Genomic DNA, 12,020 nt, shown 5'->3' with positions numbered 1-12,020 from the left:
GATGAACCTGTCCCCCCTCAATCGCCGCCGGTTCGAGCGGTTCAAGGCCAACAAGCGTGGCTGGTGGTCGCTGTGGCTGTTCCTGATCCTGTTCGTGCTGAGCCTGGGCGCCGAGTTGATCGCCAACGATAAGCCCCTGGCCGTGCACTTCGACGGCGGCTGGTACTTCCCGGCACTCAAGCGCTACCCGGAGACCACCTTCGGCGGCGAGTTCCCCCTGGAAGCCAACTACAAGAGCCCGTACATCCAGGAGTTGCTCAAGGCCAAGGACGCCTGGACGCTCTGGGCGCCAATCCCGTTCAGCTACCAAAGCATCAACTACGACCTGAAGGTCCCCGCCCCCGCGCCCCCCTCGAGCACCAACCTGCTGGGCACCGATGATCAGGGCCGTGATGTGCTGGCGCGAGTGATCTATGGTTTTCGCGTATCGGTGCTGTTTGCCCTGACCCTGACCGTGCTCAGTTCGATCATCGGCGTGATTGCCGGTGCCTTGCAGGGCTTCTACGGCGGCTGGGTCGACCTGGCCGGCCAGCGCTTTCTGGAGATCTGGTCCGGGCTGCCGGTGCTCTACCTGCTGATCATCCTCGCCAGCTTCGTGCAGCCCAACTTCTGGTGGCTGCTGGGGATCATGCTGCTGTTTTCGTGGATGAGCCTGGTAGACGTGGTGCGTGCCGAGTTCCTGCGTGGGCGCAACCTTGAATACGTGCGTGCGGCACGGGCGTTGGGCATGCAGAACGGCGCGATCATGTTCCGCCATATCCTGCCCAATGCGATGGTCTCGACCATGACCTTCCTGCCCTTCATCCTCACCGGCGCCATTGGCACCCTGACCGCCCTGGATTTCCTCGGCTTCGGGCTGCCGGCGGGTTCGCCGTCGTTGGGTGAACTGGTAGCCCAGGGCAAATCCAACCTGCAGGCGCCGTGGCTGGGCATGAGTGCCTTCGCGGTGCTGGCGATCATGTTGAGTTTGCTGGTGTTTATCGGCGAGTCCGCTCGCGATGCGTTCGACCCGAGGAAATGAGATGACTCAGGACAATCTGATCGAAATCCGCGACCTGAGTGTCGAGTTCGTCACGGGCGAGCATCACCATCGCGTGGTCAATCACGTCAGCTTCGACATCAAGCGTGGCGAAACCCTGGCGTTGGTCGGTGAAAGCGGTTCCGGCAAATCGGTGACGGCCCATTCGATCCTGCGCCTGCTGCCCTACCCGTTGGCAAGGCACCCGTCCGGGACCATCGAATATGCCGGGCAAGACCTGCTGACCCTCAAGGAAAAGACCCTGCGGCATATTCGCGGTAACCGCATCGCAATGATCTTCCAGGAGCCGATGACCTCGTTGAACCCGCTGCATTGCATCGAGAAGCAGATCAACGAAGTACTCGGCCTGCACAAGGGCCTCACCGGCAAAGTCGCCACCTTGCGCACCCTGGAGTTGCTGGAACTGGTGGGCATCCCCGAGCCGCACAAGCGCCTCAAGGCCCTGCCCCACGAACTGTCCGGCGGCCAGCGCCAGCGAGTGATGATCGCCATGGCCCTGGCCAACGAGCCGGAACTGCTGATTGCCGATGAGCCGACCACGGCCCTCGATGTAACCGTGCAGTTGAAGATCCTCGAACTGCTCAAGGAGTTGCAGGCACGCTTGGGCATGGCGCTGTTGTTGATCAGCCACGACCTCAACCTGGTGCGACGCATCGCCCACCGCGTGTGTGTGATGCAACAGGGCTGCATCGTCGAGCAGGCCGATTGCGAGACGCTGTTCCAGTCACCCCAGCACCCCTACACCCAGGAGTTGCTGGCGGCGGAGCCCAGCGGTGGGCCGGCCAACAACGCGGTGGGCCCACCGTTGCTGGAAGTCGACGACCTGAAAGTCTGGTTTCCGATCAAGAAAGGCTTTTTGCGCAACACCGTCGACTACGTCAAGGCCGTGGACGGTATCAACTTCAGCCTGCCCCAGGGCCAGACCCTGGGTATTGTGGGTGAAAGCGGCTCGGGCAAGTCCACCCTGGGGCTGGCGATCCTGCGCTTGATCGGCAGCCAAGGCGGGATTCGCTTCGAAGGCCAGCAACTGGACAAGCTCACCCAGCAGCAGGTGCGCCCGTTGCGCCGGGAAATGCAGGTGGTGTTCCAGGATCCGTTCGGCAGCCTGAGCCCTCGCATGTGCGTCAGCGAGATCGTCGGCGAGGGCCTGCGCATCCACAAGATGGGCACGCCTGCCGAGCAGGAAGCCGCGATCATCGCAGCGCTCAAAGAGGTGGGGCTGGACCCCGAATCCCGCCATCGTTACCCCCATGAGTTCTCCGGCGGCCAACGCCAACGCATCGCCATCGCCCGCGCCCTGGTGCTCAAGCCGCGCCTGATTTTGCTGGACGAACCCACCTCGGCCCTGGACCGCACGGTACAACGCCAGGTGGTGGAATTGCTGCGCGGCCTGCAGGCCAAGTACAACCTGACCTACCTGTTTATCAGCCATGATCTGGCGGTGGTGAAGGCGCTGAGTCACCAGTTGATGGTGGTCAAGCAAGGCCAGGTGGTGGAGCAAGGTGATGCGCGAGATATTTTTGCTGACCCGCAGCACGCCTACACCCGGCAGTTGCTCAAAGCAGCCTTTCTAGTACCTGCGTGACGGAACGTGGGGCGAAATGTGAGAGAGGGGCTTGCCCCCTCCCACATGAATAGTGCACAGCCAAGTCCCTCAATAGCAAACCAATATCATTTGCGCACATCGCTACCCTTTGCTTTAATCGCGACCAATTCTTATTTACGCCGATCCTCTTGCGCGGGATGGATATTGTGTCGACCTCTTTCACCCACCTCTACGGCACCCACCACGGCTGGCTACTTGGCCTGCTGCGCCGACGCCTAAACGACCATTGGGATGCCGCCGACCTGGCCCACGACACTTTCATCCGAATCCTTAACCGCCCGCTCAGCGAGACCGATCAGGTAGGCCAGCGCTCCTACCTCGCCACCATCGCCCGTGGCTTGTGCATCGACCACTGGCGCCGTCGCCAACTGGAAAAAGCTTGGTTGGACAGCCTGGCGCAGCGCCCGCAAGCCACCCAGCCGTCACCGGAACAGCGCGCCATCATCGTTGAGACCCTCTACGAAGTGGACGCCATGCTGGCGCGCCTGCCCAGCAAGGTGCGCGAAGCCTTCCTGCTCGCACAACTGCATGGCCTGCCCTATAAACAGATCGCCACGCAAGTCGGCGTAGGTGAGCGCATGGTCAAGAAGTACTTGGCCCAGGCCCTGCTGCACTGCGCGATCCTGGAAGCCGAGCTCGACGGGCTGCTGGTGCAATGAGCCTGCCCGGCAAACTCAGCCATGCCAGCCTGGAACAGGCCGCGCAGTGGTATGTGCGCCTGCAGGATCTAGGCAGTGCTCAGGAGCAGCAGCGCTGGCAGACCTGGATGGCGCAGAACCCCGAGCATCAGGCGGCCTGGCAGTACGTGGAACGGGTCAGCCGGCGTTTTACACCCTTGATGGAACAAGCCCATGGCGCCAGTCACGCCCTGCGCACCTCACGGCGCCAGACCCTCAAGACCCTGCTGGTGCTCTGTGCCGGTTCGACACTGGCCTGGGGCACTTGGCGTACCACCGCCCTGCCCCGTCTGGTCGGCGGCTGGAGCGCCGATTACGCCACCAGCAGCGGTGAGACCCAGGACACGCTGCTGGCCGATGGCAGCCATATCTGGTTGAACACCTTGAGCGCATTGGATGTGCGTTTCGATCCAACGCTACGCTTGCTGCGCCTGCGTTTTGGCGAAGTGCTGATCGACACGGCCAAGGACCTCAACCGTCCATTCCTGGTAGACACCGACTACGGGCGCATGCAGGCACTGGGCACCCGCTTCAGCGTGCTGCAAGGCGACGATTACACCCAGCTCAATGTGTTCGAGGGCCGGGTGAAGGTGCATGCCGTCAATGAACAGGAACGCATCATCGAGGCAGGCCAGCAGGTTTCATTCTCTCGTGCGGGCTTCAATGCAACGGTCAGCGCATCACCGGCCCGCGAAGCCTGGAGTCGTGGTGTGCTGCTTGCCGATAACCTGCCACTGGGCCAACTGATCGCCGAGCTCAACCGCTATCGTCCCGGCCATCTGGGCTGTGACCCCGCCGTGGCGCAGTTACCGGTGATGGGCTCTTTCCCGCTCAAAGACAGCGACCACGCCCTGCATCTGCTGCAAGCCGCATTGCCGATCCGGGTCGACAGGCTGATGCCGTGGTGGGTCAGCGTCAGTCCGCGGTGAAAAAACTTACAACACTCAGTTCCCTTTTCCACAACTCGTTCGGTTAACCCAGCAGACGTTTTCAATTCGCCGTTCGATTTGCTTCCAAGGGACACCTTCATGCCGCAACCTGCTCGCTTTGCGCTGCGCCCATTGGCGCTGGCCACCTCGCTGTTTTGCCTCGGCGCACCGACGGTGCACGCCGTCCAGTCGCCGTCGACCCAGGAAGAGGCCCGAAGTTATCGCATCGACGGCGGCTCGCTGATCAGTGTGTTGAACCATTTTGCCGAGCAATCGGGGATCTTTATCGCCGGCCACAACAATCTGGCTGCTGGCAAAACCAGCCCAGGCCTGAATGGCAGCTACACCGCAGCCAGCGGCTTGCAGCGCCTGTTGCAGGGCAGCGGTTTGCAGGCCGTGCCCCAAGGCAACCACGGCTACGTGCTGGAGCCGGCCCCGGCCAATACTGGCGCACTGGAATTGGGCGCCACGACGATCTCCGGCCAGGCCCTGGGCGCCACCACCGAAGATACCCAGTCGTACACCACAGGTTCCATGGCTTCGGCCACCGGCTTGCCGCTGTCGATGCGCGAGACTCCACAATCGGTCACGGTGATCACTCGCCAGCAAATGGACGACCAGGGCTCTACCAGCATCGCCGACACCCTGCGCCGCGCCCCCGGTGTCAGCGTGCAGAATTACGACAGCGAACGCTGGGAGTTCTCCAGTCGAGGACTGCCGATCACCAATTTCCAGTACGACGGTGTCAACTCCACCTACGACGGCGTGTATGACTACGGCACCACCAGCACCGACATGGCGGTGTACGACCATGTGGAAATCATCAAGGGCTCGGCCGGTCTGCTCAGCGGTTCCGGTGACCCATCGGCCACGGTCAACCTGATCCGCAAAAAGCCGACCAAGGCCTTCAAGGCTTCGGTCACCCAGACCTTCGGCTCCTGGGACAACTACCGCACCGAGGGCGACATCTCCGGCCCGTTGACCGAATCGGGCAACGTACGCGGGCGCTTTGTCGGTGTCTACCAGGACCGCCAGTCGTACCTGGACCACTACCAGAACACCAAGGACATCGCCTACGGCATCCTCGAAGCGGACCTCACCCCCGACACCCTGCTGACCTTCGGCATCGACCAGCAGGACACCCGCTCCCGCGGCGCCAGTTGGACCGGTTTCCCGATGTACTTCAGCAATGGCGCGCGCACCAACTTTTCGCGCTCGTTCAACCCGGCTGCCGACTGGAGCCGCCGCGACTTCCAGAACCAGACCCTGTTCGCCTCGCTGCAACAACAACTGGCCAATGACTGGTCGCTCAAAGTCAGCCTCGACCGCAAGCGCAGCCAGCACGACACCCTGCTCGGCTCGGCCAGTGGCGGCAACCCCAACCCGGTCAGCGGCGACGGCATGTATATGTTCATGGGCAAGTACAAAGGCGATCAGGTGCAGAACACCCTGGACGTCAACCTCAGCGGGCCGTTCAGCCTGTTTGGCCGCGAACATGAGCTGATCATGGGTTTCATGGCCACCCGTTCGAAGCAGGACGTGCCGGTGTACGGCTCGATCTACCCGCCGGTGGGCGGCAGTATCTTTGACTGGCACGGTGAATACGCCAAACCAGATATCCCGCGCAGCGGCCAGAACGATATCGTGCAACGCCAGACCGGCGCCTACCTGGCCACGCGCTTGAAACCCACCGATGACCTCTCAGTGATCCTCGGTACCCGCGTGAGTACTTTCAGCGGGACCGACACCACCGATTTCTACGACCCGACCAAGGCCGACAACCACACCACCTACCACCAGAGCGGCGTGGTCACACCCTATGCCGGCATCGTCTACGACCTCAATGATACCTGGTCGGTATACACCAGCTATACCCAGATCTACCGCCCGCAAAACAGCAAGGACGTCGACCGCAAGCTGCTCGACCCGATCGAAGGCGATACCTATGAGGCCGGTCTCAAGGCCGCGTTCTACGACGGTCGCCTGAACGCCAGTTTTGCTGCGTTCCGTATCGAGCAGGACAATGTCGCCGAGTACGTTTCAGGCTTTGAAACCGACTCGGTGTACCGCCCGATCGCTGGCGCCACTACCAAGGGCTTCGAGGCCGAGCTATCCGGTGAAGTGCTGGACGGCTGGAATATTTCTGCCGGCTACACCTACCAGCATACCCGTGATGCCAATAACGGCTACGTGTACAGCTCGGTACTGCAAACCACCACCCCGCAGCAGGTGGTGCGCCTGTTCAGCTCCTATCGCCTGCCCGGCGCCCTGCAGAACCTCACCGTGGGCGGCGGGGTGAACTGGCAGAGCGAGTTCTTCGGCAACGTGTTCCAGCCAGACCCGAACGACACGGTCAATTTTGGCCACACCTCACGTATCACCCAGGACAGCTACTACCTGGTAGACGTGATGGCGCGCTACCGCTTCAACGAGCACCTGAGCACGACCTTGAATGTGAAGAACCTGTTCGACAAAAAGTACTACACCGGTCTGGGCAACTTTGGCACCGGTTTCTACGGCGAACCGCGCAGCCTGCAACTGGCGACCAAATGGGACTTCTAGGCTGACGCCCCTGGCGGTGTGTGTAATGATTACCCCTCGATCTCTCAAGGGATAGAGCCACCGCCATGTCGACGAACACTACTGCCCGACCCGAGCATGCGCCGCGCTTCTGGCGCGACGAACGCTTGCCGTTCATCGAGGCGCGGACCATCGCCGACGGGCGCAAGGTCACTTACACCCGGCATGCCCACGAGCACTTCTCCATCGGCGCGATCACCACCGGGCGCAGTTATTATCACTACGGTGCCCAGACCTTCGAGATCGGCGCCGGCACGGTGGTGCTGATGAACCCGGGCGACGTGCATGCGTGCAACCCTATCCATGACCAGCCTTGGTCCTATCACATGCTGTACCTCGACACGCCGTGGCTGACCGACCTGCAATACCAACTGGGTTTCAGCACCGAGCAGGGTTATCGGCCATTCGACACGCCTCACACCCGCGACACGCGGCTGTACCACGGCTTGCTTGAACTGTACCGCATACTGCTGGACGAGCACGCCGACCTGCTGCAGAAACAAAGCGCGCTGGTGAGCTATTTCACCGAGGTGCAACAGCGCCTCAATCCTTCGCTGGCACCGGTGCGTGAGGTCAACCACAAGCTGGAACGCGCCGCCGAGTACATCCGCACCCACTGCATCGAGGCATTGAAACTCGAAGACATTTGCCAGGCGGCCGAGCTGTCGCCGTCCTATCTGATACGCGCATTCAAGCAGTATTATGGGTTGACGCCCCACGCGTTCATGGTCAACCGACGCATCCAGTTTGCCCGCAGCCAACTGCGCAACGGTGCACTGATTGCCGACGTCGCCCTGGCCGCAGGCTTTGCCGACCAGGCGCATTTCCAGCGCACCTTCAAACAGCACTTCGCCGCCACGCCGGGGCAGTACCGCGAAAACCTCAAGCCATCAGCAAATAACCCACACTGGCCACCAGCAACGCGGCCATTGAGCGGTTGAACAGGCGCACGCCCCGGGGGTTGCTCAAGTAGCGGCGCAAAAATGTCCCGGCATACGCCCAGCACGCCACCGACAGGTAGCAGATCACCAGGTACAGCGCCGCAAACAACCACACCTGCCCAGCGTCGCCATCGGCCGCAAACAGGCCCATGCCCGCCACGCATGCCAGCCAGGCTTTCGGGTTGAGCCACTGCATGATCGCGCCGTACAACATCGACGGCGCGGTTGCCGTACCGTCGGCGTCCAGGCGACCATCGTCCACCGCCAGCTTCCAGGCCATGTACAGCAGGAAGGCGACCCCGCCCCACTGGATCAGTTGGGTCAGGATCGGCCAGCGCACCAGCACTTCATGCAGGCCCAGGCCGATCAGCACCAGCAACAAGGTGAAGCCGACGGCGGCACCGAACACATGCTTCTGGCTGGCGGCAAAACCGAAGCGCGCGCCGCTGCTCAGGGCGACGACATTGACCGGCCCAGGGGTGATGGAGGTGGCGAGGGCGAAAGCGGCCATGGAAATGATCAAGCTCATTGCAGTTCCTTCTTGTGATGCCAAACGAGGTTGAGATCACGGTAACGCGTGCAACGATCAAGGTATTGAACAAAATGCCCCTCTGCCCTGCTCCATACCCACTGCTGGAATTGGCATTCAGCGTTGGGTAGGAATACGGATATCACCGTCTCGGCACTGGCTTTTCACACTGCGCGGGCAGCCGGCAAACGCCAGGTCCTTGGTCAGGCACACGCGCACCTCCGAGAGCACCTTGCCCTTGCAGATCACCGCCAGCCCGTGATTGCCCATGCGTGGGTTGCTCTCGCGAAACAGCGCCTCGATTTCCTGTGCCTGCATCGACGGCGGTGTATTGAACGGCTGCAGCTGTTGCGGGATAACCACCACGCCAAGCGCCGTGTCGGTCCTTTCCAGATACTCCAGCGGCTCGAGCCCGCTGCAGGTACCATGCTTGGCCCACTCATGCTTGAGCAACGCACGGGTTGGAAACAGCGCCGCGCCCTTTTCCATTTCTTCATCGCTCAAGCGCGACTGGGGCGCACACGAGGCCGGCCAACCGCCCCGTGCGTATTGCGGCCACAAGCCGTGCAGCACAAACCCATAGCCCTTGCCCGAGCACTGCTCATTGCCTGGGTGCGTCAGGCAGAACGTCGGTGACCACGACAGTGACAGCACATAAAAATCAAACTCTCCTGCCGACCCTTGGTTGCGCGACGCCGCCGTTGCACCTGTAGCGATCAGCAGCCACAACACCATCCAGTATTTCATCCCGGTATTCCTTTGAAAAAATGAAGCCTCACGCTATTGCAACGGCTAGGGATGCTGGGAGTAACGTTGTAACACCTTGTCCAGGATGATATCGGTCTTCAACGCCTCGATCGCCAGCGACGGATGCTCGGCCTCCCCGCGAATATGGGCGTTCATGTTCAGTACGTGGTGCCACTGGATATGGGCATGGCATGGCACTTCCAGTACTTCGGTGGTCTCGCCTTCAAGGCGCAGTGGCTGGTCCTCGAACACCGAGAACTGGATGCGCCCCAGGCTACCGATCAACTCGACACGATCCTCACGACGGTCCGCCACGAAGTTCCAGCAGCCCATGCCCAACGCACCGCTGGCAAAGGTCCAGCAGGCGGTTACCGCATCTTCTGCTGCATAGCGTCCGGCCTGTCGCGCGGTATAGCCCGAGACCTCGACGATATCGCCAGCCAGGTACTGGAAAAGATCGAAGCCATGGCTGGCCAGGTCGGCGAAATATCCGCCACCGGCAATCGCCGGGTCGGTGCGCCAATTGGCGGCGCTGCTATCAGCTGCAGCAGCCGGCTTGCACAGGGTCCAGGTCAGGTGGCGCAATGCACCGATACGACCTTCCTGCAACCAGGTACGCACTTGCTGGAAGCGGGGCAACGAGCGCCGATAATAGGAAACAAACAGATGCAGCCCGGCGCGTTCGAAGGTGCGCTGCATCAACGCACTCTGTTCAGCGTTCAGCGACATGGGCTTTTCGACGCAACAATGCTTACCCGCCGCCGCCACCATCAGCGCGTATTCAAGGTGGCTGTCAGGCGGCGTGGCGATGTAGACGGCGTCCACCTCAGGGTCGTTGATCAGTGCCTGGGCGTCGGTATAGAAACGCGCTATACCGTGCCGCGCCGCATAATCGCGCACCGCTTCGATACGCCTGCCCATTACGGCCACCAGTGCCGAACCTGGCGCTTTATAGAAAGCCGGTCCACTCTTCAATTCAGTGACATTGCCACAGCCGATCATGCCCCAGCGTATGGTCTTCATTGAATGTCCTCGCTCGTATTCGTCAAACCGGCAGTATCCACATACCGGCCCCGGCACGCCATAACCACTTAGCATGACAATTGCATTACACTTTTATGACATTGATCGCGCTGCGGGAGGTACAGGCATTGAAAATACGTGCAACGGTCATTTGCGCACATGAGGAGCATATTCTCTTCGTGCGCAAAGCCCGGTCCAAATGGGCGTTGCCAGGCGGCAAGGTCGAGCCCGACGAGCGCCCGGTCGGCGCGGCGGAACGCGAGTTGGAAGAAGAAACCGGATTAAATGTGGACGGCTTGCTGTATTTACAGGAACTCAAGACCCGCGACACCCTGCACCATGTGTTCGAAGCCTCGGTGGTGAATATCGACCAGGCACGGCCATGCAATGAGATCGTGGACTGCCAGTGGTATGCCTACGGTGCCCTGGATGAACTGGACACCACCGATGCCACCCGCCACATCGTCAAATCCTTCCTGCGTCGTCTCTGACGCCAGATGAAATGTTCTGAAATTCAATCCCCAGGTCAAATCGCAGGCAAAAAAAATCCCAAGTAGCTGATGGAAACTTGGGATTTAAAAATGCATAAACCGTGGGAGGTGAACGCCCGGGTATAGTAGCGACTGTAAAAACCTGTAACAACAATATTTTAATCCTTTCGTCGGATTACATATTGCGTAAGCCATTCAATAACCACATGTTTTTTATGGTAACGGATAATAGGATTGCCACTTTTTGGTGCAAGTAGCGCAGATATTCCTCAAGCAATTCCGTTTATAAAATAGGGTTATTAATCAATGTGACGTCGCCCGCTTGAATAACTGATCGCTCAGTTGCGTGCACGTTTGGCGAAGCTCGTCGTTACGAGAAGCGGTCGCACCCGCGACCCATTCCAGGTGACGGCACAGCGCGAGGCGTTCGGCGGCGTCTTCACGCTGGCGGTCTGCCTTGGCGTTGATCTGAACGAAATAGAACCCCAATAGCACCGCGACGCACAGCACGCCAACCGCGAGATAACGCAAGCTGTTGGACGCTGGCGGCGGCGCATCCATGGCCTACGGCGCCCTGCCCTTTTCATAACGAACGTCGTCGCCCTCGACACGGCCCACGACGGACCAGCCCAGGCGCTGGTAGAAGCCATTGGCGCGAATGTCATCGCGCCCGTCGGTGACCAGATACAGCTTGTCGTGGTGTTCAAACAATGCCGCCTCGGCCAACGCCATCAGCTGGCGCCCCAGCCCAAGGTTTTCATAGGTGGGCAACACGAACATCGCGAACACTTCGCCTTCGGCCAGGTCAACCATGGAAAACCCGGCCGCCTGGCCATCCACTTCCGCGATCCAGGCGCAGGGCGCCGCACTCAGGGTATCGACCAGTGCCTGTGGGGTAATGCCCAGGTCGGCCATCTGTTCAAGACTCAAATGGTTTTGCACCACCGAGGTGCGGATAGCACACAGCGTGTCAACGTCATCGGCTGTTGCCGCTCGAATAAGCACTTGCATACAGGCCTCCATGAAGAAGTGGGTGATTGTATGCAAATACCTACATTGAGATTGTCGTGGATTTGTAAGCGCCAGTGCGTGGCACGCAGTTATTTACGCGCCACCTTATACCGCAAACAATCCTGATAAAAGCTCTTGCGAATCGCCTCCGGCTTAAGCCGTGAACGACTGTCATAGGTCTGTTCGGTAATGCCCATGGCCATCATGCGCATCCACGATTTGTTGAACTTGATGCTTTGGATCTTCTGCCGAGCGGCGTACAGCGATACCCCGGACAACTTGAGTTCCTGAGCCCTGGCAGCAGTGCCCGCGCCCCAGCTGCACATGTACTTGTCGCCCTCGCGCAATTCCCTGGCCTGCACGGCAGCCGCGCCGCCGGCCAGGGAGCAGGCAATCAGCATCATTCCCACAGTGCGCATTTGCATCCTCGGCTAACCACCTGAAAAT

13 protein-coding genes are annotated in these 12,020 nt (G+C 60.6%); 7 read left to right on the top strand and 6 right to left on the bottom strand.

Annotated elements, in window-relative coordinates; translation table 11 throughout:
• Position 1: 1 nt before the first annotated feature.
• The 6 genes from QZR30_RS18155 to QZR30_RS18130 all read left to right on the top strand — a co-directional run bounded on the left by QZR30_RS18155 (position 2) and on the right by QZR30_RS18130 (position 7,772).
• Positions 2–1,021 (top strand): ABC transporter permease, encoded by a 1,020-nt coding sequence (locus tag QZR30_RS18155; protein WP_046072313.1) that lies wholly within the window; start codon positions 2–4, stop codon positions 1,019–1,021.
• Position 1,022: 1 nt separating this feature from the next.
• Positions 1,023–2,624: an ABC transporter ATP-binding protein gene (locus QZR30_RS18150; RefSeq protein WP_274358403.1), complete on the top strand. Its 1,602-nt coding sequence runs from the start codon at positions 1,023–1,025 to the stop codon at positions 2,622–2,624.
• Positions 2,625–2,782: 158 nt separating this feature from the next.
• The gene (locus QZR30_RS18145; RefSeq protein ID WP_274358402.1) at positions 2,783–3,304 is read left to right on the top strand and encodes a sigma-70 family RNA polymerase sigma factor; all 522 of its coding nucleotides are present in this window, start codon (positions 2,783–2,785) and stop codon (positions 3,302–3,304) included.
• A complete protein-coding gene (locus QZR30_RS18140; RefSeq protein WP_274358401.1) occupies positions 3,301–4,251 on the top strand; it encodes a FecR domain-containing protein in 951 nt (316 codons plus the stop codon). The genes QZR30_RS18145 and QZR30_RS18140 overlap by 4 nt, the downstream gene beginning before the upstream one ends.
• 99 nt (positions 4,252–4,350) lie before the next feature.
• On the top strand, positions 4,351–6,813 hold the full coding sequence (locus tag QZR30_RS18135; protein WP_274358400.1) for a TonB-dependent siderophore receptor: 2,463 nt from the start codon (positions 4,351–4,353) through the stop codon (positions 6,811–6,813).
• Between the two features lie 65 nt (positions 6,814–6,878).
• Positions 6,879–7,772: an AraC family transcriptional regulator gene (locus QZR30_RS18130; protein WP_046072308.1), complete on the top strand. Its 894-nt coding sequence runs from the start codon at positions 6,879–6,881 to the stop codon at positions 7,770–7,772.
• Here the strand turns inward: QZR30_RS18130 and QZR30_RS18125 are convergent.
• The 3 genes from QZR30_RS18125 to QZR30_RS18115 form a co-directional block, all read right to left on the bottom strand.
• Complete coding sequence (locus QZR30_RS18125; RefSeq protein WP_046072307.1) at positions 7,714–8,301, bottom strand: LysE family translocator; 588 nt, start codon at positions 8,299–8,301, stop codon at positions 7,714–7,716. The two genes, QZR30_RS18130 and QZR30_RS18125, sit on opposite strands and share 59 nt — an antisense overlap.
• 117 nt (positions 8,302–8,418) lie before the next feature.
• Entirely contained in the window at positions 8,419–9,048 is a 630-nt protein-coding gene (locus QZR30_RS18120) for a ribonuclease T2 family protein (RefSeq protein ID WP_046072306.1), read from the bottom strand.
• A gap of 45 nt (positions 9,049–9,093) precedes the next feature.
• Positions 9,094–10,071, bottom strand: coding sequence for a Gfo/Idh/MocA family protein (locus QZR30_RS18115; RefSeq protein ID WP_046072305.1), 978 nt, complete (start codon positions 10,069–10,071; stop codon positions 9,094–9,096).
• Positions 10,072–10,199: 128 nt separating this feature from the next.
• Here QZR30_RS18115 and QZR30_RS18110 point away from each other — a divergent pair, with 128 nt between their 5' ends.
• A complete protein-coding gene (locus QZR30_RS18110; protein ID WP_046072735.1) occupies positions 10,200–10,562 on the top strand; it encodes an NUDIX hydrolase in 363 nt (120 codons plus the stop codon).
• 303 nt (positions 10,563–10,865) lie between these two features.
• Here the strand turns inward: QZR30_RS18110 and QZR30_RS18105 are convergent, their stop codons facing one another.
• From QZR30_RS18105 to QZR30_RS18095, 3 genes are all read right to left on the bottom strand, one after another.
• On the bottom strand, positions 10,866–11,123 hold the full coding sequence (locus QZR30_RS18105; RefSeq protein ID WP_046072304.1) for a hypothetical protein: 258 nt from the start codon (positions 11,121–11,123) through the stop codon (positions 10,866–10,868).
• Between the two features lie 3 nt (positions 11,124–11,126).
• Positions 11,127–11,573 (bottom strand): GNAT family N-acetyltransferase, encoded by a 447-nt coding sequence (locus QZR30_RS18100; RefSeq protein WP_046072303.1) that lies wholly within the window; start codon positions 11,571–11,573, stop codon positions 11,127–11,129.
• Between the two features lie 89 nt (positions 11,574–11,662).
• Positions 11,663–11,992, bottom strand: a complete 330-nt coding sequence (locus QZR30_RS18095) for a hypothetical protein (RefSeq protein WP_046072302.1) — start codon at positions 11,990–11,992, stop codon at positions 11,663–11,665.
• Positions 11,993–12,020 lie beyond the last annotated feature (28 nt).

This window comes from Pseudomonas sp. rhizo25, from assembly GCF_031931935.1.
GTDB classification, from domain to species: Bacteria; Pseudomonadota; Gammaproteobacteria; order Pseudomonadales; family Pseudomonadaceae; genus Aquipseudomonas; species Aquipseudomonas synxantha.
Note: the sequence above shows the minus strand (reverse complement) of the source record. Positions and strands in the feature narration are given on the sequence as shown.

Excerpts from the sequence above, each read along its gene's own strand:
- QZR30_RS18115 (WP_046072305.1), bottom strand. The coding sequence starts at position 10,071 with ATGAAGACCATACGCTGGGGCATGATCGGCTGTGGCAATGTCACTGAA.
- QZR30_RS18130 (WP_046072308.1), top strand. The coding sequence starts at position 6,879 with ATGTCGACGAACACTACTGCCCGACCCGAGCATGCGCCGCGCTTCTGG.
- QZR30_RS18100 (WP_046072303.1), bottom strand. The coding sequence starts at position 11,573 with ATGCAAGTGCTTATTCGAGCGGCAACAGCCGATGACGTTGACACGCTG.
- QZR30_RS18145 (WP_274358402.1), top strand. The coding sequence starts at position 2,783 with ATGGATATTGTGTCGACCTCTTTCACCCACCTCTACGGCACCCACCAC.
- QZR30_RS18135 (WP_274358400.1), top strand. The coding sequence starts at position 4,351 with ATGCCGCAACCTGCTCGCTTTGCGCTGCGCCCATTGGCGCTGGCCACC.
- QZR30_RS18155 (WP_046072313.1), top strand. The coding sequence starts at position 2 with ATGAACCTGTCCCCCCTCAATCGCCGCCGGTTCGAGCGGTTCAAGGCC.
- QZR30_RS18125 (WP_046072307.1), bottom strand. The coding sequence starts at position 8,301 with ATGAGCTTGATCATTTCCATGGCCGCTTTCGCCCTCGCCACCTCCATC.
- QZR30_RS18095 (WP_046072302.1), bottom strand. The coding sequence starts at position 11,992 with ATGCGCACTGTGGGAATGATGCTGATTGCCTGCTCCCTGGCCGGCGGC.
- QZR30_RS18120 (WP_046072306.1), bottom strand. The coding sequence starts at position 9,048 with ATGAAATACTGGATGGTGTTGTGGCTGCTGATCGCTACAGGTGCAACG.
- QZR30_RS18150 (WP_274358403.1), top strand. The coding sequence starts at position 1,023 with ATGACTCAGGACAATCTGATCGAAATCCGCGACCTGAGTGTCGAGTTC.
- QZR30_RS18105 (WP_046072304.1), bottom strand. The coding sequence starts at position 11,123 with ATGGATGCGCCGCCGCCAGCGTCCAACAGCTTGCGTTATCTCGCGGTT.
- QZR30_RS18140 (WP_274358401.1), top strand. The coding sequence starts at position 3,301 with ATGAGCCTGCCCGGCAAACTCAGCCATGCCAGCCTGGAACAGGCCGCG.